Origin of the sequence: Novosphingobium huizhouense (assembly GCF_020179475.1) — a bacterium.
Lineage (GTDB): Bacteria > Pseudomonadota > Alphaproteobacteria > Sphingomonadales > Sphingomonadaceae > Novosphingobium > Novosphingobium huizhouense.
In genome coordinates this window covers 830,430-849,047 of the sequence record NZ_JAILXZ010000001.1, presented here as the reverse complement: position 1 = coordinate 849,047, position 18,618 = coordinate 830,430, and the positions used below count along the sequence as shown (strand labels likewise).

Sequence of the window (18,618 nt, the reverse complement as noted above, 5' to 3'; positions counted from 1 at the left end):
CACGATGAACAAGACCCTGCTGTGCTCCCTGCTGCTGCCGCTCTCGCTGGCTGGCTGCGTGTCGATCGGGGCGAAGCCCCCGACGAGCCTGCTCAGTCTCGATGCCGAAGCGGCGCCGGCGGTCGGCGCGACCGCCAGCGGCAAGCCGAACGACGCCCTGATCGTGGTCGAGCCGACCGCGGCGGCGAAGGTCGCGGTGCTGCGCGTGCCGGTCCAGATCGATGCGACCCGGATCGCCTATCTCAAGAAGACGATGTGGGTCGAACGCCCATCGCGCCAGTTCCAGCACCTGCTCGCCGAAACGCTGCGCGCACGGGGCAACCGCCTGGTGAGCGAACGCGATAACGGGGTTCTGGGGACGCGCGTGTCGGGCCGGCTCCTCGACATGGGCTACGACGCCGCGACCCGCGCCGTGGTCGTCGGCTTCGAGGCCTCGCGCGAAAATCCCGACGGGACGATCGCGACCAAGCGCTTCGAAAATCGCGTGCCGGGGATCGACCCCGATGCTCAGGACATCGCCCCGGCGCTCAACCGGGCAGCCAACGAAGTGGCGCGCGAGGTCGCCGACTGGGTCGGCTGACCGTCAGGCTGCCGGCATCTGCTGGCTGGAACAGTGGAATCCGCCCCCGCCCGCCAGCACCGCATCGGCCATCAGCCCGATCGTGGCGCGGGTCGGAAACAGCTCGGCAATCGCGGCCACGCCATCATCGTCGTGCGCCGTGCCGAAGATCGGCACGATCACCACGTTGCTGGCGATAACGAAGTTCATGTAGCTCGCCGGCTGCACCGTACCGCCCCATTCGACCCGCCCGGGTGACGGGACATCGACGACCTCGACCCCCGCGTCGCGCGCCCGGGCAGCGGTATCGGCGTAAATCGTGGCGTTGGGATCGTCCGGTCCGGTGGCGCGCGGCACCGCCAGGCGGTTGGGCGCAACGAACCGGGCGAGATTGTCGACGTGGCCGTCGGTATGGTCGTTGATCAGCCCGTCGCCCAGCCACAACACCCGGTCGTAGCCGAGGTCGCGCTCGAGCCGCGCCTCGATCTCGCCGCGCGTCAGGTGCGGGTTGCGGTTGGGGTTGAGCAGGCACTGCTCGGTCGTGGCGACAAGACCGGTGCCATCGCCGTCCAGCGCACCCCCTTCGAGGATCCAGTCGCACCGGTCGGCGGCAAGGCCCGCATCGGCGGCCAGCGTCGCGCCGATCTCCTGGTCGCCGGGCATCAGGTATTTCCCCCCCCAGCCGTTGAAGCCGAACAGCCGCGCCGCGCGCGCGCCCGATGCATCGCGCACCACCAGTGGACCGGTATCGCGCACCCACACGTCGCCATAGACGCGCCGTTCCAAAGTGACCGCCGCCGACACCAGCGACCGCGCCCGCATCTCGTTGGCGGCGTCGCGCACCAGCAGGCGCACCTGCTGGCCGCTGTCGGCAACGGCGCTGGCGAAGGCGGCGATCTGTTCCTGCGCACGATCGATCACCCCCGACCACTCGTCGGCGATGTGGGGGAAACCGATCCACAGCCAGTCCTGGGGATGCCATTCGGGGGGCATTCTCCCCGAAAAGACCACCGGCGCCGCCTCGCTCATGCGTCTTGTCCCTACTTCTTGCCCGCTTCGCCCAAGCTCTTGTCGCGGATCGCGCGGAATTCGTCTCCGGGGTGCCAGTTCGGCCAGTCGCTGCCGTCGGCAAGCCCGCGGCCGAGCCGGTAGAACAGTTCGACTTCCTGCGCCATGCCCGACATGTCCCAGCTGTCCGAGTATTCGTCGCTGGGCTGGTGGTAGCGGTTGACGGTGTAGTCCTCCGAGGCCGCCTCGCCGGCCGCGCGGCCGCCCTTCTCGAGGTCTTCGCCAAGGCCGACGTCGAACATCGGCACGCCCAGCTTGGCGAAGCTGAAGTGATCCGACCGGTAGTAGTACCCGCGCTCGGGATGGCTTTCGGGCGTCTCGGACAGGTTCATGTCCTTTTCGACCTTGCGCAGCAGCGTGGTCAGCTCGGACTTGTCGCCACCGGTGACGGTCACGTCGCGCGCGCGCCCCGTCGGCGAAAGGCCGTCCATGTTGACCCCGCCAACGGTCCTGGCGAGCGGGAACACCGGGTTCGCGGCATAGTATTCCGATCCCAGCGTCCCCGATTCCTCGAGCGTGACGGCAAGGAACACCTGGCTGCGCGCGGCAGGGCCGGCGCGGTGGTTCATGTCCGCCAGCGCGGCGAGCGCACCCACCCCGGTCGCGTTGTCGACCGCGCCGTTGCAGATGTCGTCGCCGGACTTGTCCGCCTCGCAGCGGCCGAGGTGATCCCAGTGCGCGCTGTAGAGCACGTATTCGTCCGGGCGCGTCTTGCCCGGCATCAGGCCGACCACGTTGTGCGACATCGCCTTGCGGATCGCGTTGTCGAAAGAGAGGTCCATGGTCAGGCCGAGCGGCACCGCCTTGAACCCCTTCTGCTTCGCCGCGGCGGTCAGGCCGGCGAGGTCCTGACCGGCGGCCTTGAAGACCGCCTCGGCCACGCTCTTCTGCACCCAGGCGTTGGCGACCGTCTGGTCCATGCCGTCATTGGCCGACTGGACGAAGTATTGCGCGCCGGTCCAGCTCGACTGGACCACGTTCCAGCCATAGGCGGCGGGATAGGTATCGTGGATGACGATCGCCGCCGTCGCCCCCTGGCGCGCGGCCTCCTCGAACTTGTAGGTCCAGCGCCCGTAGTAGGTCATCCGGCGGCCCTTGAACGGCCCGTCCTCGCCCTGCATCTCGTAGTCCGGGTCGTTGACGAGGATGACCGCGGTCTTCCCCTTCATGTCGAGCCCGGCATAGTCGTTCCAGCCGAGCTCGGGGGCGTTGATGCCGTAGCCGACGAACACCAGCTCGCTGTCGGCGATCCTGGTCTGCGGCACGAAGCGGTACGACCCCGCCACGAAGTCCTTGCCGATCGCGAAGCTCATCGGCGCCAGGCCCTTGGCCTTGATCACCATCGGCGAGAACTGGCTTGCGGTCATCTCCACGGTCGGCACGTCCTGGAGCCACGATCCCTTGTTGCCGGGCTGAAGGCCCGCGGCCTTGAACCGCGCGATGATCGCGTCGAGCACCTTCGGCTCGGCGGCGGTCGAAGGGGCGCGCCCTTCGAACTCGTCGGAGGCCAGCGTCTTGATGGTCGCGCGCAGCGCCGGCACGTCGACCGGCGGCACCGGCGCGGCGGCGAAGGTTGCCGATGAAATCAGCGTGGCGCAGGCAGCGCCCGCGACCAGCGCGGCGCGAAAGGCGCGATCGACACGGTAAGGCATTGAATTTCCCTTCATGTTCACAGCCCACCGCAGCATTGCCGGGGCGTCCCTGCGGTCCTGCCATGACGTTGGCAGAGCGTGGCGGGCGACGCAACACCGCCCCGGCCGGCGCGCGCAATGCTTGCCTCGGCTGCTCCGACCGGGCATCGCCGGGACATGACCGACTGGCAGAATGCGCTGACCCGCGCCCGCACCTGCTCGCCCTTCCTCGCTCGCGCGCTCGACCGGCAGGGCGAACTGGAAGCGCTGCTCGCGCAAGGCCGTCTCGACGAAGCCATGGCCTGGGTCGCTGCTGCGGGCGACGGCGCCGCCGATGTCGCGGTGGCGCTGCGCCGCGAGCGGCTCGCGCTGGCGACGGCGATCGGCATTGCCGACCTCGCCGGCGCCATGCCGTTGCCCGCGGTCACCGGGGCGCTCTCCGCCTTCGCCGACCGAGCGCTCGACGCCGCCATTGCCGCCGCCATCCTTCGGCGCGCGCCCGATGCCGTGCCGCAGGGGTTTTCCGCCATCGCGCTCGGCAAGCATGGCGCGGGCGAGTTGAACTACTCCTCGGACATCGACCCCATCCTGCTCTACGATCCCGACGTGCTGCCCCGGCGCGAGCGCGACGATCCGGGCGAGGCGGCGCAGCGGGTGGCGCGCGCGGTGGTCGAGCTGCTCGGCCAGGTCACCGACGAGGGCTACGTCTTCCGCGTCGACCTGCGGCTGCGCCCTGCGTCCGAGGTCAGCCCGCTGGCGATTCCCTTCGAAGGCGCGATCACCCACTACGAATCGAGCGCGCTCGCCTGGGAGCGCGCCGCTTTTATCCGCGCCCGCGCCGCCGCGGGCGACATGGTGCGCGGGCAGGCCTTCCTCGACACCATCCGCCCCTTCGTCTGGCGCCGCAGCCTCGATTTCGGCGCGATCGACGAGATCGGCCGCCTGACCACCCGCATCCGCGACCACTACATCGGCGGCCAGGCGCTCGGCCCCGGCTACGACCTCAAGCGCGGGCGCGGCGGGATCCGCGAGGTCGAATTCTTCGCCCAGACCCACCAGCTGATCCACGGCGGCCGCAACCCGGCGCTGCGCCTGCGCGGCACGCGCGCCAGCCTCGACGCGCTCGCGGCGGCCGGGATCATCGCGCGCGAGGATGCCGACGTGCTGGGCGCGAGCTACGACCGCCTGCGCACGATCGAGCATCGCCTGCAGATGGTCGCCGACCAGCAGACCCACTCGCTCCCCGCCGATCGCGCCGCGCTCGACAACGTCGCGAGGCTCGACGGGCTTGCCGATGGCGCGGCGCTCGTGGCCGAGCTCGCCACGATCTCCGAGGCGGTCGGCGCCCGCTTTGACGCGCTGATCGCGACTTATGCGCCCGCCGGCGCGGTCCAGGTCGCGGAGAAGCCGCTGGTGCGCGAACTGGCGGACTGCGGCTTCGACGAATGCGAGCAGCTCGCCGCGCGCATCGAAGCCTGGGAGAACGGACAGTTCCGCGCGCTGCGCAGCGACGAGGCGCGCGCCGCCTTCGCCCGCCTGCGCCCGCAACTGCTGCGCGCGTTGTCCGAAGCGCCCGATCCCGATCGCGCGCTGCTGCGCTGGGAGCAGCTGATCGGCGCGCTTCCTTCGGCGATCAACGTCTTCCGCCTGCTTGAGGCGCGCCCGGGCCTGCTCGCCGTGGTCATGCGCGTGCTCGCCCATGCGCCCACGCTCGCCGACGAGCTCGCCCGCCGCGCCGACCTGCTCGATACGCTGATCGACCGCTCGGCCTTCGACCTGCCCGGCACCGTCGCCGAGATCGCCGCGGACTTGCGCCGCAACGAAGCCGGCGACGATTACCAGCGCCTGCTCGATGCGGTGCGCCGCAAGGTCGGCGAACTGCGCTTCGCGCTCGGCGTCCAGCTGATCGAAGCGGGGCGCGATCCGCTGGAGATCGCCGCCGCCCTGTCGCGCGTTGCGGAGGCCGCGATCCTCGTCCTCGGGGACGCCGCCTGCGCCGAGTTCGAGACGGTCCATGGCGCGGTGCCCGACAGCCGGCTGGTCGTCCTGGGGCTCGGGCGGCTCGGCGGCGCCGCGCTGACCCACGCCTCGGACCTCGACCTCGTGTTCCTGTTCAGCGGCGATCACATGGCCGAGAGCGACGGCCGCCGTCCGCTGGGGGGCACGCTCTACTACAACCGCCTCGCCCAGCGGGTCATCGCCGCGCTGTCGGTGCCGACTGCGGCGGGCGCGCTCTATGAGGTCGATACCCGGCTGCGCCCCTCGGGCGCACAAGGCCCGATCGCGGTCAGCCTCGACAGCTTCGCGCGCTACCAGCGCGAGGAGGCGTGGACCTGGGAGCACATGGCGCTGTGCCGCGCCCGCGCTCTGTTCGGCAGCGCCGCCGACCGCGCGGCGCTCGACGGCATCGTCGCCTGCGTGCTCAACCATCCGCGCGATGCGGAAAAGCTGCGCGGCGACGTGCTGGCGATGCGCGGCGAGATGGCGAAGCACAAGCCCGCCCGGGGGCCGCTCGACGTCAAGCTGCTGCGCGGCGGGCTCGTCGACATCGAGTTCATGGTCCACTTCCTCCAGCTGCGGGACCATGTGGCGATCGAACCCGGCCTTGGCGACGCCGTTTCCGCGCTCGAGGATGCAGGGTTGTTGCCACAGGGCCTGCGCGAAGCGCACGACCTGATGGCGCGGCTGCTGGTGGTGGTCCGCCTGGTCGCGCCCGACGGCGAATATCCGCCGCCCGCCAGCCGCGCGATCGTCGCGCGCGCCTGCGGGCTTGCCCGGTGGGGCGACTTGCTTGACGCCGTCGCCGCCATGCGGCAGCGCGTGGCGCAGGCATGGAGCGCCGTTTTCGGCGAAAGGCTGGAGATCCGAACATGAGCGAGCGCATCGGCGTCGGCGACGCCCTTCCCGACATTGCCCTGGCCACGCCCGATGGCGGCACGGTCAAGCCGTCCGACTTCGCCGGGCGCAAGCTGGTGCTGTTCTTCTACCCCAAGGACGACACCCCGGGCTGCACCACCGAGAACAAGGATTTCTCGGCGCTGGCCGACCAGTTCGCCGCGGCCGGCACCGCGCTGCTGGGCGTCAGCAAGGATCCGCCCAGGAAGCACCAGAAGTTCGCCGAAAAGCACGCGCTCGTCGCGCCGCTCGCCAGCGATGCGGAGGACGGCGGCCTGTCCGACGCGCTCGGCATCTGGACCGAGAAGTCGATGTACGGCCGCACCTACATGGGCATGGAGCGCACCACCTACCTCGTCGGCGCCGACGGCCGCATCGCGCAGGTATGGAACAAGGTGAAGGTCAAGGGCCACGCCGACGAAGTGCTCGCCGCCGCCCGGGCGCTCTGACCCGCGGTGAGCGTCCCCGATTCCGCCAGGCCGCCGGTGGCGCAGGCCATTCGCGCCGCGATGCTGACCGCCGAACCCGAGGCCAAGGCGATGGCGGCGCGCGCGGTCGCCCGGCGCTGGCACGCGGGCGAACTCGCCTTCGCGTTCGACGTCGCCATGCCCGACGTGCCCGCCCGGCCGGAGGCGCCGCAGTTGCTCCCGCCCAACGCCATGCCCAAGCGCGGCCGCGGCGGCTCCGAACGCGGGCGCATCGCGCTGCTCCATGCGCTGTGCCACATCGAATTCGTCGCCATCGACCTCGCGCTCGATGCGGCGGGACGTTTCGGCGCGGAGCGCGGGCCGGGGTTCGTTGGCGACTGGCTCGGCGTCGCGGCGGACGAAGCAATGCATTTCGCGCTGCTCGCCCGGCGGTTGCGCACGCTCGGCTCGGCCTATGGCGCGATGCCCGCGCACGACGGGCTGTGGGACGCCGCGCGCGAGACCGCACACGATGTCGCGGCGCGCCTGGCGGTGGTGCCGATGGTGCTCGAAGCGCGCGGGCTCGACGTCACTCCGATAACCATCGAGCGGTTCGAAGCGGCCGGCGACCTGCGCTCCGCGCGGATCCTGCAACGAATCCTTGACGACGAAATCCGCCATGTGCGTTTCGGCACAAGCCATTTCGAACGGGTATGCGAAGAACGCGATGAATCGCCCCCGCAGCTTTGGAAAGCGTTGGTCGAGAGGCACTTCCGCGGGGCCATTAAGCCACCGTTCAACGACTCGGCGCGGCGAAAGGCCGGTCTATCTTACGAATTGATGGCAGGGGTTGCCTGATCCGGACCACTGCCGTTACCCCTCCAATCACGAGTTGGGCGGGGGGTTCCGATCCTTCTCAAATATTTCTCCGCGCCGGTTTTCGCGAACCGATGCGGCACGCACTGGGGGTCAGCGCGTCTGCGCCGATGCTTGCATCGATGCGGGTCGAAAAGAAGAAGGTCGTTCGGGTCGTAATGTCGCACAACACCAGCTTTTACCGCAGGCCGCTCGGCGCACTCGCCGCCATCGCAGCACTGATCTCGGTCCCCGCATTCGCCAACAGCGCCTCGGCCGACATCGCCTCGCCGCTCCGCACCGCCGACGCATCGCGCAGCGCCGCGGTCAGCACCGACAACGGCGACCAGCAGTTCCGCAACCTCTTCGCCTCGTGGCAGGCGCTCGACGGCGGTTCGGTCTCCGGCACCGTCGCCCCGGCGCGCTCGGGCACCGTCTCGATCCCCTCGCTGATGCCCGTCAATTCGGCGCGCGCCATGTCGAGCGGCTTCGGCCTTCGCGTCCACCCGGTGCTCGGCGGCCTGCGCCAGCACAAGGGCATCGATCTTCCCGCCGCCACCGGCACGCCGATCTACGCCTCGGCCGACGGCGTGGTCGGTAAGGCCGACTGGTTCGGCGGCTACGGCCTGTGCGTTGAGCTCGAGCACGGCGCCAGCCTCGAAACCCGCTACGGCCATATGTCGCGCATCGCGGTCGCCGAAGGCCAGCGCGTCCGCAAGGGCGACGTTATCGGCTACGTCGGCTCGACCGGCCGCTCGACCGGCCCGCACCTCCATTACGAAGTCCGTGTCGCGGGCGAAGCGGTCAATCCGCTGCCCTACATGCAGGGCGCCACGGGCCTCTATGCAGACAACGACCCGGCCGAAGGACGCGGCGGACCCGAATAAGCCGCCCCGGTCGAACATAGCCATCCTCGGGAGAGGATGCGGAAAAAGGCGGCCCTGGTGCCGCCTTTTTCTTTGCCTGCGGCCGACGTTCCCGATGCTTGCTGGCGGGCCAGCAACTTTTTTTGCGCAGCGGGTCCGTCGAGGCAACGAATCCCTTTGCGTGATTTAATCATGCAGTTAAGGTCTCGCGCGAACGGCCCGAAGCCGTCAGCGAAGAGAGGAATGCATGCACCACCACCCGAGCGCGCACGCCCGGAACCACCCGGACAAGCCGGCCGTCATCATGGCCGACGGCCGCACCGTCAGCTACCGTGAGCTCGACGAGGCCAGCAACCGCTTCGCTCAGCTGCTGCGCGCGCGCGGGCTGCAGATCGGCGATACCGTGGCGTTCAGCCTCGAGAACCGGCCCGAATACTTCTCGCTGGTGTGGGGGGCGCAGCGCGCCGGCCTGGTCTTCGTCGCCATCTCGTGCCGCCTCGCCGCGCCCGAAATCGCCTATATCGCGCAGGACAGCGGGGCAAAGCTGCTGGTCAGCTCGACCTACCTCGACAAGGTGCTCGACGAAGTCGCAGCGCTCGCGCCATCGGTCCCGCAGCTGCGCCTCGGCGGCGTCGGCGCGCACGATCTCGAGGCGGAGCTGGCGAAGATGCCCTCCACCCCGATCGGCGACGAGCGCGCCGGCGGCGACATGCTCTATTCCTCGGGCACCACCGGCAAGCCCAAGGGCGTGCGCGTGCCGATGCCGGAGGAGCCGGCCATCGGCGCGCCCACCGCGCTGATGATGCTGGCCGCCGAAGCCTTCGGCTTCACCCCCGATTCGGTCTACCTCAGCCCGGCGCCGCTCTACCATGCCGCTCCGCTGCGCTGGTCGATGAGCGTCCACCGCCTCGGCGGCACCGTCGTGGTGATGGACAAGTTCGACCCCGAACATGCGCTGCAACTGATCGAGCAGTACCGGGTCACCGACAGCCAGTGGGTGCCGACGCACTTCGTCCGCCTTCTCAAGCTGCCCGAGGAGGTGCGCGCGAAGTACGACCTGTCGTCGCTCAAGTGCGCGATTCACGCCGCCGCGCCGTGCCCGATCCCGGTCAAGCACGCGATGATCGACTGGTGGGGCCCGATCCTCAAGGAATACTATGCCGGCACCGAGGGCAACGGCTTCACCTTCATCTCGAGCGAGGAATGGCTGCAGCGCCCGGGCTCGGTTGGGCGCGTGCTGACCGGCGTCGTCCACATCTGCGACGAGAACGGCGACGAGCTGCCGGCCGGGCAGGAGGGCCAGGTCTTCTTCGAGGGCGGCAGCACCTTCGAATACCACAACGACCCCGCCAAGACCGCCGAGGCCACCAACAAGCACGGCTGGACCAGCCTTGGCGACATCGGCCGGGTCGACGACGAGGGCTACCTGTTCCTTACCGACCGCAAGAGCTTCATGATCATCTCGGGCGGGGTGAACATCTACCCGCAGGAGATCGAAAGCCTGCTCGTCACCCACCCCAAGGTGGCCGATGTCGCGGTGATCGGCGCGCCGGACGCGGACATGGGCGAACGCGTCGTCGCGATCGTCCAGCCGGCCAACCTTGCCGAAGCAGGCCCCGCGCTCGCCGCCGAGCTGACCGAATGGCTCAATCCGCAGCTGTCGCGCGTGAAGATGCCGCGCCAGATCGACTTCCGCGAGGAACTGCCCCGCGAGCCCACCGGCAAGCTGTTCAAGCGCCTGTTGCGCGATGAATACAAGGCCGCGGCCGCCCTGGAGGCCTGATACCATGGCAACGATCCCTGCGCCCGCCGCAGCCCCGGTGGCCTCGCCCGAGGACGCCATCGCCGTGATCGATCCCCGCTCCTATGCCGAGTGGAATCCGCTGCTCGACCGCTTCGACCGCATCCGGGCCGAAACGCCGGTGGTGCGCATCGAAAGCGCGGAAGGCTTCCACGAGCCGTTCTGGCTGCTGACCCGCCACGAAGACGTGATGCGCGTGTCGAAGGACAACCAGACCTTCCTCAACGCCCCGCGCCCCACCGTGTTCACCGGCAAGGACGGCGAGGCCTTTGCCCGCGCCGTCACCGGCGGCAGCCCCAACCTCGTCAACTCGCTCGTCTCGATCGATGCGCCCTCGCATCCCAAGCTGCGCCGTCTGACGCAGGAATGGTTCATGCCCAAGAACCTGCGCAAGATCGAGGAGGACATCCGCACGCTCGCCGCGCACACCGTCGACCGGCTGATCGCGGCGGGGCCGGAAGCGGACTTCTGCCCGCTCGTCTCGGCGCCCTACCCGCTCCACGTCGTCATGCAGATCCTCGGCGTGCCCGAGGAGGACGAGCCGCGCATGCTGTTCCTCACCCAGCAGATGTTCGGCGGACAGGACGAGGACCTCAACAAGTCGGGCATGGCCGACCTGCCGCCCGAACAGATCATGCAGATCGTCATGGGCGCGGTGAACGATTTCGAGGCCTACTTCTTCGCGCTCGCCGAAGAGCGCCGGAAGAACCCCACCAACGACGTCGCCAGCGTGCTCGCCAACGCCAACATCGACGGGGAGCCGCTCTCGGCGCGCGACCTTGCCGGCTACTACATCATCGTCGCCGCGGCCGGCCACGACACCACCTCGGCCTCGACCGCCGGGGCCATGCTCGCCCTGGCGCAGGACCCGGACCAGTTCGCGAAGGTCAAGGCCGATCGCAGCCTGCTGCCGGGCGTCGTCGAAGAGGCGATCCGCTGGACCACGCCGGTGCAGCACTTCATGCGCACCACCACCTCGGACGTCGAGATCGGCGGCGTGCCGATCGCGGCGGGTGACTGGCTGATGCTCAACTACGTCGCGGCCAACCACGATCCGGCGCAGTTCGACAACCCGCGCAAGTTCGACGCCGCGCGCGACGGCAACCGCCACATCGCCTTCGGCGCGGGCGCGCACCAGTGCCTGGGTCTTCACCTCGCCCGGCTCGAAATGCGCATCCTGTTCGAAGCGCTGCTCGACCGGATCGACAGCCTCGAGCTGGCGGGCGAACCCAAGCGCGCCAAGAGCACCTTCGTCGGCGGCCTCAAGACCCTGCCGATCCGCTTCAGGGCGAGCTGACCGACAAGCCTCGGGCGGCGCGAGGTCAGGCGAACTTGTCCGCCTTGCGCCGCCCGAAGCGCATGCCGCGCTCCAGATGCGCGCGCAGCTGGGTGTAATAGGCCTCGAGGAACGCGCGTTCGTCGCCCGCGCCCGCGCTCCAGCCGATCTTGCCGCAGATCGTGGCCGCAACTTCTTCCAGCGTTTCCGCCCGGTTCTCGCGCAGCACCCGCTCGAGCGCCTGCAGCTCGTATTCGCCATAGACCGAGAGCTCCTCCGGCCCGAAGCGATAGGTCACCCCGGTCGTCGCGCTCGGCCCGGCCGCCGCGCCGGCGAGCGACAGCGCCTGCCCCAGCTTGCGCTTCTGCGCCTCGACCACCCAGGTGCCCGCGATCATGTCGCCGCAGCGAAGCGCGTCGCGGTTGAGGAACGGCATCGCCATGAACAGCGCGAACCAGCCGAGGCCCATCCAGCCGGCAACGTCGGTGTCGCCTCCGCTCGACGCGGCGCCGCCGATGAACACCAGCGGCATGAACAGCTCGATGTCGCGCACCAGGTTGCGCGCGATCACCGCCTCGGTGGTCAGCCGCCCGCCGTCGCGCGCGGCGATGCGGATGCCGAGCAGCCGCTTGCCCGGCGTCGCCCCGCGGGGCCCCAGCTCGAAGGCGAGGAACCAGGCGTTGCGCGCCAGGAACACCGCGAGGAACCACACGATCGCGAGCGCCTGGAGCGCGTGGCCCGCCGGCCCCTTGAGGTTGGCGTTGAGCCCCAGCCCCTGCGCGGTCCACAGCAGCGCCATCGTCGTCAGCACGATTGCCGCGCCGATCAGGAACAGGTCGATCGCCACCGCGCCTGCCCGCGCCCCGCGCGAGGCGAGCACGAACGGCAGCGCCACGCCTTCGGGCGTGGTCAGCCAGCGCTTGCGCCGCTCGGCATCGGGCACGATGCGGCCCGTGGCTCCCCGCGCGCTCATCGCCCGCGCCGCCAGACGAACAGGTAGCCGATCCAGAACACCAGTATGAACGCGCCCACCACCAGCCGCGGCAGCGTGGCGTCGAGCAGCTGGCGTGCGAAGGCTTCGAGCAGCGCGGCGACGATCAGCATCAGCACCACCCCGGTCATCACCAGCGCCGCGCGCCGCCCCGCCTCTGCCGCCGCGTCGAGCACCGCGCGGTTGCCCGGGAACGCGATCGCGCGGCCGACGTGAAGCCCGGCCGCGCCGGCCAGCAGGATCGCGAACAGCTCGGTCGTGCCGTGCACCGAAAGCCAGCCGACCAGTTCGAAGGTCAGCCCCTGCCCGTGGTAGAGCCACAGCAGCGCGCCCAGCATCGCGGTGTTCTGGACCAGCAGCAGCAGCGTCGGCACCCCGCAGGCAAAGCCCAGGGCAAAGGCAAGGATCGAGACTTGCGCGTTGTTGCTGAACAGCATCGCGGCGAACACCGACAGGCCGTCCTGGTCGGCATTGCCGAACAGCGTGCGTTCCAGCACCGCGCGGCTCGCGCCGGGCTGGCGCTCGTCGCCGCCGGGCATCAGCGCATAGAACCAGTCGGGATTGCTCGAGACCAGCAGCCAGCCGACGACCGTCCCCACCACCATCGTCAGCAGCGCGATCACGATGTCGGGGCCGATGCTGCGCACCGCCCGCCCCCAGCCGCCGCCGAGGAAGCCGCGCAGCCAGCGCCCCAGCCCGGCGCGCGGGCCATAGACCGCGAACCACGCGCGCTGGGTCAGCGTCTCGAGCCAGTCGACCAGCGCCTGGTCGAGCGAGGTTTCGCGCGCGATCGACAGTGCGCTCGCGGTCATCCGGTAGAGCCCGGGCAGCGCCAGCAGGTCCTCGTCCGACAGCCGCTTCAGCCGCCCGCGCTCGATCTGGCCGACGATCTGCTCCAGCCGCTTCCAGTCGCCCTCGCGCTCCAGCCGGAACCGGTCGGACCGCAGCGCCGCTTCCTCCACGCGCGCGGCATCCTCGGCCGCGCCGCGCCCGAGCCATCCTGCCAGCTTGTCGCCCAACGCGCTCATCCGACAAGCCCCCGCCGCTTGACCGCAAGATAGGCATCGAGCAGCCGCAGCCCGATCGCCTCGTGCGGCGCCTCGACCACGCGCACGCCGAGGCGCCGCAACCGCTGCAGCACCTGCTGGCGCTGGCGCAGCAGCGCATCGGCGGTCACCGCCTGCGCCACGTCGTCGAGGTCCTCGGGCGTGGCCGTGGCGATCCCGGAAAGTTCGGCATCTTCCATCACCACGAACAGCACGACGTGGCGCTCGACCAGCCGGCCGACGTTCTCGATCATCAGCTCGGCGCTGGTCGGATCGGTGAAGTCCGAAAACACCACCACCAGCGAGCGCCGCTTCAACCGCGCCGCCAGCGTCGCCAGCGCGAGCGTGAAATTGGGCTCCTCGGCATGGTAGTCGAGGCTGGCGGCGGCATCCTGCAACCGGTGGAAATCGCGCGCCGCGGCGACGAAGGGCGTCGCCACCAGCGGTCTTGCGGCAAAGCCGAACAGCGCGATGCGGTCCTGCCCCTTCAGCGCGACCCACGCCGTGGTCAGCGCGGCGGTGATCGCCCGGTCGATCCGCGCAAGGCCAGCCACCGGCTCGCACATCGTCTGCCCGCAATCGAGCGCGAACACGATCTGGGTGTTGCGCTCGGTTTCGTATTCGCGCGCCACCAGCCGGGCGTGCCGGGCGGAGCTCTTCCAGTCGATCCGCCGCCGGTCCATGCCGGGTTCGTAGTCGGCCAGCGCCTCGAACTCGGCCCCCGCCCCGCGAATCCGCCGCGCGATCTGGCCGAGATCGGCATCGCGCAGGAACAGCTGCAATTCGCCCGAGCGCAACGGCGAGAGGTCGGGCCGCACCCGCACGGTCCGCTCGAGCGGCCGCTGCGCGGTGCGCTGGCCCAGCCCCAGCGGCCCGTTCCAGCGCAACCACACCGCCTCGATCAGCCCCGGCCCGCGCCGCACCGGCACGACGTCGCCCGCCCCCTCCCACGCCTGCGCGCCCGGCGCCAGCGCCAGCGCCAGCGCCAGCCGCCCGCCTTCGACAAGGCGCGGATCGAGCGCCAGCGCCGCCTCGATCCGTCGCGCCGCGGTCCGCGCGAAGTCGGCGAGCACGACGAAGCGCAGGCTGCGGCCGACTTCGGCGTCCGCCGGCGCCAGCACGCGGACATCGACGAACCGCCCGGCGAAAAGCGCGTCGAGCGCGACCAGCAGCAGCAGCGCGCCCGCCAGCGCCGGCGCCAGCACCCACGCCGCGGGCAGCAGCACCGCGACGAGAAGCGCGAGCGGCGCGACCGCGGCCAGCAGCAGCACCGCCCGCGCCGTGGGCTGGAAGGGCAGGCCGTTCAGTCGCGGGCGCAGGTTCATCTCGGGCTGTCGGTCCGCGCGATCAGGTCGGCGACGATCGTTTCGGCCTGGCGCCCTTCGATTTCCGCCGCCGGGCTCAGGATCATGCGGTGGCGCAGCACCGCCGGGGCGAGCGCCTTGACGTCGTCGGGCACCACGTAGTCGCGTCCCTCCAGCGCCGCCCGCGCGCGCGCCGCGCCGCCCAACAGCACCGCCGCACGCGGCGAGGCGCCGGCGACCAGGTCGGCGCTGTCGCGCGAGGCGCGGACCAGCCGGACGATGTAGTCGACCACGCCCTCGGCCAGCTTCACCCCCGCCACGGCGGCGACGGCGGCGCTCAGCACCTCGCGACCGGCGACCGGCGCCACGCCCATCTCGGCGGCCTTGGCCCCGGCGCGGGCATCGCCGTGCTGCGCCACGATCCGGCGCTCCTCGTCGATGTCGGGATAGGCGACCAGCACCTTGAACAGGAAGCGGTCGAGTTGCGCCTCGGGCAGCGGATAGACCCCCTGGCTCTCGATCGGGTTCTGCGTCGCCACCACCATGAAGCGCTCGGACAGCGCGTGCGCCTGCCCGTCGAGCGTCACGCGGCGCTCCTGCATCGCCTCGAGCAGCGCGGCCTGGGTCTTGGGCGGGGTGCGGTTGATCTCGTCGGCGAGGACCAGCTCGTGGAAGATCGGCCCGCGCGTGAGGGTGAAGGTGCTGGTCTGGAAGTTGAACAGGTTCGAGCCCAGGATGTCGCCCGGCATCAGGTCGGGGGTGAACTGGATGCGCCCGAAATCGAGCCCCAGCGCGGTCGCGAAGCTCTGCGCCAGCAGCGTCTTGGCGGTGCCGGGCGGGCCTTCGAGCAGGACGTGCCCGCCCGCGAACAGCGCGATCAGCAGGTGGTCGACGGTCTGGTGCTGGCCGACCACCGCCTTGCCCACCTCGCCGCGGATGGCCTCGCCAAGCGCGCGCACGTCGTCGAGAGTCATCGCATCAGGTCCTTTTCGAAGGTGTTGAGATCGCGCGCGGCGCGGACGATCTCGTCGGGGCGCCGCGCCGCCGAGAGGCGCGCGGCGAGCATGGCGAACGCGGGCGCCCCGCTCCGCCGCGCCTGGGCGATGCGGTCGATGGCGCTGTCGGTATCGCTCGCCGCGCGGCCTCGCGGCAGGCCGAGCGCGGTGGCGATCCGCTCGCGCGCGGCGGCGGCATAGGGCGGCGCGATCAGGTGCAGCCGGCCAGAGCGGCGCACCAGCGCGGCGGCATTGGCCACGAGCGCGCCCTTGCCGTGCGCCAGTGCCCGGCCCGGCGCGAGGCGCGGACCGAAACCGGCAAGCGCGCGCCAGATCGCGGCGGCGGCGGCGAGGATCAGGCACAGCGTCGCGGCAAGGAACGGCGGCTCGAAGGCGAGCGTCAGCAGGTTGCGGTTGGCGCCCAGGCCCGCGAGCGACAGGTCGAACGTCACCGGCCCGCCTTGCCCGTCCGCCGCCGCGACGATCAGGTCGCGCGCGAGCAGGCCGGTCGCCTTGTCGGCAAGGCCCCAGTTGTCCAGCAGGTCGGGTTCGAACACGAAGACCAGCGGGTAGAGATCGGGGTCGTTGCCGCCGATCGGCCCCGCCGTCCCGGCGAACTTCTCGAGCGCGGGATAGCTGCCCGAATCGTTGACGAACCCCGCCAGGATGCGCCCGTCGCTCGCCCGCACCAGCTCGACGAGCGCCTTGCCGCTGCCCGACAGCACCGCCTTCGGCGCGGGCAGGCGGCCCATCCGGCTGTCGGCGGCATACCAGCCTGTCGCCGGGCCAAGGCGCACCGCCACGTCGTCGGCAAAGCCCGGCCACTGCGGCGGCGCGGTGCCGACGATGGCGGTCCAGCCCCGCCTCGCGCGGGGATCGCCCGAGATCGACGTGGCGAACCACTTGGGCGTGACCACCAGCGTCGGCCCGACGTGGCGGTGGCGCACGACGATGTCCGCGATGTCGGCGCCCTTGGCCTCGGCAGAGGGGGTGAGGATCAGCAGGCCCGGGAGCGCGGCGGGATCGTGCGCACGGCTGCGGCCGACCTCGTAGCCGTCGGCCTCGAGCATGGCGGCGAGCGCGGCAAAGCCGTTGAGCCCGCGCCCGCCGGCATGGCCGCCGCCGTTGTTGGCGTCGGGCGCGGCATGGCCGAGGCTCCACAGCAGCGCGACGAAGGCGACGAGCCCGCCGAACAGCATGGCGACGAGCGTGCCTCGGGCAAAGGGCTGGCCGCTCATGCCGCGCCCGCCTGCAGGCCGACGCGGGCGAAGGCGGCATAGGCCTCGCGCGCCGCGCTCCAGTCCTCGCGGGCGAGCGGCCGCAGCGCATAGAGCGCGCGCTCGACCGCGCCGGCCATCGTGGCGAAGGCGGCGCGGGCATTGGCCGGAAGCGCCGCCATCGCGGCGATGTCGCGCGCGGTGTCCGAGGGCGCGAGCAGCGTCGGCTGCGCCTGCGCGATCTGCTGCACGCTGCGGCGCAGCAGCAGGTGCGCGGCCTCGTCGAAGCGGCCCTGCGCGGCCAGCGCATCGGCGTCGGCCAGCAGGATCGCGGCCTCGCCGGCATCGGGCGTCCAGTCCCCGGGCGGCGGAGGCGCGCGACCGCGCTGGCGCCACAGCGGCAGGAGGAAGCTTGCCAGGATCCACAGCGCGCCCCCGGCGGCGGCGACGAGGAGCAGGATCTCGATCGTCCCCCAGCCCTTGCCGAGCAGGCGCCCGAGCGGTTCGAACAGCTTCGAAAGCCACTTCATCAGCGCCACCAGCCAGTCGGGCGGCGGCGTGGGCGCGCGGGGTGGCAGCGGCGCATACTGGATGTCGGCGAGCCCGCGCGCGGCGCGCCAGGCGCGCTCGCCGCTCTCGGCCGCGTCGGCCGCCGCGTTTGCGGTTGCGGTTGCTGTCGCTGCTGCTGTGGCCGGCCCCGTCACGACCTGCTTGCTGGCACGCCCTTGCGCCGCCTGCAAGCGATCGCTCGCCGCCCTTCTAGCCGCGCGGGCGTTCGAGCGGGTAGGTGCCGAGGATGCGCAGGTCCTTGGCGAAGAACGCCAGCTCCTCGAGCGCGCGGTCGACCGCCGGGTCGCCGGGCGCGCCGACGATGTCGGCATAGAACGCGGTCGCGGCGAAGCTCGCCCCGCGTTGGTAGCTCTCGAGCTTGGTCATGTTGACGCCGTTGGTGGCAAAGCCGCCCATCGCCTTGTAGAGCGCGGCGGGGATGTTGCGCACCTCGAACACGAAGGTGGTGATCGCCTCGCCGACGATGGCGACCGGGTCGAGCGGCTGCTTCGCCAGCAGCACGAAGCGCGTCATGTTGTCGTGCGCGTCCTCGACGTTCTCGGCCACGACCCGAAGGCCATAGAGCTCGGCGGCGATCTTCGGCGCGAGCGCAGCGATGCCTGCCTCGCCGAGTTCGGCGACATAGGCGGCGGCGCCCGCGGTGTCGGCATAGCTCATCGGCACGATGCCGCGTGTCCGCAGGTAGAAGCGCGACTGGCCGAGCGCCTGCGGGTGGCTGTAGGCGGCGGTGAACGGCCCCTCGCCCAGCCCCATCAGGCAGGCGTGGATTTCCATGAAGTGCTCGCCGACGATGCTCAGGCCGGATTCGGGCAGGAGGAAGTGGATGTCGGCGACGCGGCCGTGCTGCGAGTTCTCGATCGGGATGATCGCCTGTCCCGCCCGGCCTTCCTTGACCGCATCGAGCGCGTCCTCGAACGAGAAGCAGGGCAGCGGCAGGCCGTCGGGCACCGCTTCGAGCGCGGCCTTGTGCGAATTGGCCCCGGGCGCGCCCTGGAACGCGACCGCGCGCGCCGGTTCGGCGGCGGCGGCGAGGCGCATCGATTCGACGAGGGCGAGCGCGGGGGCGGGATAGCTCTGCATGGTGATCGCGGCGCTTAGGCGGCGCCAGCGGGGCGGGCAAGCGCGATTGCGCCTGTC

The 18,618-nt window shown here is 71.1% G+C and carries 16 protein-coding genes; 7 read left to right on the top strand and 9 right to left on the bottom strand.

Annotation, left to right across the window (positions count from 1 at the left end; all coding sequences use genetic code 11):
- Positions 1-4 precede the first annotated feature (4 nt).
- Entirely contained in the window at positions 5-580 is a 576-nt protein-coding gene (locus K3A85_RS04205; RefSeq protein WP_225205241.1) for an ABC-type transport auxiliary lipoprotein family protein, read from the top strand.
- Positions 581-583: 3 nt separating this feature from the next.
- Here K3A85_RS04205 and K3A85_RS04200 read toward each other — a convergent pair whose 3' ends face one another.
- The gene (locus K3A85_RS04200) at positions 584-1,588 is read right to left on the bottom strand and encodes an agmatine deiminase family protein (RefSeq protein WP_225205240.1); all 1,005 of its coding nucleotides are present in this window, start codon (positions 1,586-1,588) and stop codon (positions 584-586) included.
- 11 nt (positions 1,589-1,599) lie between these two features.
- Positions 1,600-3,279: a M28 family metallopeptidase gene (locus K3A85_RS04195; RefSeq protein ID WP_225205239.1), complete on the bottom strand. Its 1,680-nt coding sequence runs from the start codon at positions 3,277-3,279 to the stop codon at positions 1,600-1,602.
- A 156-nt stretch (positions 3,280-3,435) separates the two neighbouring features.
- Between K3A85_RS04195 and glnE the strand changes: the two genes are divergently transcribed.
- The 6 genes from glnE (at position 3,436) to K3A85_RS04165 (ending at position 11,379) form a co-directional block, all read left to right on the top strand.
- The gene (glnE, locus tag K3A85_RS04190) at positions 3,436-6,132 is read left to right on the top strand and encodes a bifunctional [glutamate--ammonia ligase]-adenylyl-L-tyrosine phosphorylase/[glutamate--ammonia-ligase] adenylyltransferase (protein WP_225205238.1); all 2,697 of its coding nucleotides are present in this window, start codon (positions 3,436-3,438) and stop codon (positions 6,130-6,132) included.
- Complete coding sequence (locus K3A85_RS04185) at positions 6,129-6,602, top strand: peroxiredoxin (RefSeq protein WP_225205237.1); 474 nt, start codon at positions 6,129-6,131, stop codon at positions 6,600-6,602. The genes glnE and K3A85_RS04185 overlap by 4 nt, the downstream gene beginning before the upstream one ends.
- A 60-nt stretch (positions 6,603-6,662) precedes the next feature.
- A complete protein-coding gene (locus K3A85_RS04180; protein ID WP_225205997.1) occupies positions 6,663-7,418 on the top strand; it encodes a ferritin-like domain-containing protein in 756 nt (251 codons plus the stop codon).
- A 128-nt stretch (positions 7,419-7,546) separates the two neighbouring features.
- A complete protein-coding gene (locus K3A85_RS04175; protein ID WP_225205236.1) occupies positions 7,547-8,302 on the top strand; it encodes a M23 family metallopeptidase in 756 nt (251 codons plus the stop codon).
- Positions 8,303-8,528: 226 nt separating this feature from the next.
- Positions 8,529-10,064: an acyl-CoA synthetase gene (locus tag K3A85_RS04170; protein ID WP_225205235.1), complete on the top strand. Its 1,536-nt coding sequence runs from the start codon at positions 8,529-8,531 to the stop codon at positions 10,062-10,064.
- 4 nt (positions 10,065-10,068) lie between these two features.
- A complete protein-coding gene (locus K3A85_RS04165) occupies positions 10,069-11,379 on the top strand; it encodes a cytochrome P450 (RefSeq protein WP_225205234.1) in 1,311 nt (436 codons plus the stop codon).
- Positions 11,380-11,404: 25 nt separating this feature from the next.
- Here K3A85_RS04165 and K3A85_RS04160 read toward each other — a convergent pair whose 3' ends face one another.
- Genes K3A85_RS04160 through K3A85_RS04130 form a run of 7 tightly spaced genes read right to left on the bottom strand, consistent with a single transcriptional unit; the run spans position 11,405 to position 18,561 of the window.
- A complete protein-coding gene (locus tag K3A85_RS04160) occupies positions 11,405-12,331 on the bottom strand; it encodes an RDD family protein (protein WP_225205233.1) in 927 nt (308 codons plus the stop codon).
- Positions 12,328-13,377, bottom strand: a complete 1,050-nt coding sequence (locus K3A85_RS04155) for a stage II sporulation protein M (protein WP_225205232.1) — start codon at positions 13,375-13,377, stop codon at positions 12,328-12,330. The genes K3A85_RS04160 and K3A85_RS04155 overlap by 4 nt, the downstream gene beginning before the upstream one ends.
- Positions 13,374-14,720, bottom strand: a complete 1,347-nt coding sequence (locus tag K3A85_RS04150) for a DUF58 domain-containing protein (protein WP_225205231.1) — start codon at positions 14,718-14,720, stop codon at positions 13,374-13,376. The genes K3A85_RS04155 and K3A85_RS04150 overlap by 4 nt, the downstream gene beginning before the upstream one ends.
- Positions 14,717-15,673, bottom strand: a complete 957-nt coding sequence (locus K3A85_RS04145; RefSeq protein WP_225205230.1) for an AAA family ATPase — start codon at positions 15,671-15,673, stop codon at positions 14,717-14,719. Before K3A85_RS04145 ends, K3A85_RS04150 begins: the two co-directional genes overlap by 4 nt.
- Positions 15,670-16,932: a DUF4350 domain-containing protein gene (locus K3A85_RS04140; protein WP_225205229.1), complete on the bottom strand. Its 1,263-nt coding sequence runs from the start codon at positions 16,930-16,932 to the stop codon at positions 15,670-15,672. Before K3A85_RS04140 ends, K3A85_RS04145 begins: the two co-directional genes overlap by 4 nt.
- Entirely contained in the window at positions 16,929-17,615 is a 687-nt protein-coding gene (locus tag K3A85_RS04135) for a DUF4129 domain-containing protein (protein ID WP_225205228.1), read from the bottom strand. The genes K3A85_RS04140 and K3A85_RS04135 overlap by 4 nt, the downstream gene beginning before the upstream one ends.
- 55 nt (positions 17,616-17,670) lie before the next feature.
- On the bottom strand, positions 17,671-18,561 hold the full coding sequence (locus tag K3A85_RS04130; protein WP_225205227.1) for a prephenate dehydratase: 891 nt from the start codon (positions 18,559-18,561) through the stop codon (positions 17,671-17,673).
- Positions 18,562-18,618 lie beyond the last annotated feature (57 nt).

Excerpts from the sequence above, each read along its gene's own strand:
- K3A85_RS04165 (WP_225205234.1), top strand. The coding sequence starts at position 10,069 with ATGGCAACGATCCCTGCGCCCGCCGCAGCCCCGGTGGCCTCGCCCGAG.
- glnE (WP_225205238.1), top strand. The coding sequence starts at position 3,436 with ATGACCGACTGGCAGAATGCGCTGACCCGCGCCCGCACCTGCTCGCCC.
- K3A85_RS04180 (WP_225205997.1), top strand. The coding sequence starts at position 6,663 with ATGCTGACCGCCGAACCCGAGGCCAAGGCGATGGCGGCGCGCGCGGTC.
- K3A85_RS04150 (WP_225205231.1), bottom strand. The coding sequence starts at position 14,720 with ATGAACCTGCGCCCGCGACTGAACGGCCTGCCCTTCCAGCCCACGGCG.
- K3A85_RS04130 (WP_225205227.1), bottom strand. The coding sequence starts at position 18,561 with ATGCAGAGCTATCCCGCCCCCGCGCTCGCCCTCGTCGAATCGATGCGC.
- K3A85_RS04155 (WP_225205232.1), bottom strand. The coding sequence starts at position 13,377 with ATGAGCGCGTTGGGCGACAAGCTGGCAGGATGGCTCGGGCGCGGCGCG.
- K3A85_RS04140 (WP_225205229.1), bottom strand. The coding sequence starts at position 16,932 with ATGAGCGGCCAGCCCTTTGCCCGAGGCACGCTCGTCGCCATGCTGTTC.
- K3A85_RS04205 (WP_225205241.1), top strand. The coding sequence starts at position 5 with ATGAACAAGACCCTGCTGTGCTCCCTGCTGCTGCCGCTCTCGCTGGCT.
- K3A85_RS04170 (WP_225205235.1), top strand. The coding sequence starts at position 8,529 with ATGCACCACCACCCGAGCGCGCACGCCCGGAACCACCCGGACAAGCCG.
- K3A85_RS04185 (WP_225205237.1), top strand. The coding sequence starts at position 6,129 with ATGAGCGAGCGCATCGGCGTCGGCGACGCCCTTCCCGACATTGCCCTG.
- K3A85_RS04175 (WP_225205236.1), top strand. The coding sequence starts at position 7,547 with ATGCTTGCATCGATGCGGGTCGAAAAGAAGAAGGTCGTTCGGGTCGTA.
- K3A85_RS04160 (WP_225205233.1), bottom strand. The coding sequence starts at position 12,331 with ATGAGCGCGCGGGGAGCCACGGGCCGCATCGTGCCCGATGCCGAGCGG.
- K3A85_RS04145 (WP_225205230.1), bottom strand. The coding sequence starts at position 15,673 with ATGACTCTCGACGACGTGCGCGCGCTTGGCGAGGCCATCCGCGGCGAG.
- K3A85_RS04195 (WP_225205239.1), bottom strand. The coding sequence starts at position 3,279 with ATGCCTTACCGTGTCGATCGCGCCTTTCGCGCCGCGCTGGTCGCGGGC.
- K3A85_RS04200 (WP_225205240.1), bottom strand. The coding sequence starts at position 1,588 with ATGAGCGAGGCGGCGCCGGTGGTCTTTTCGGGGAGAATGCCCCCCGAA.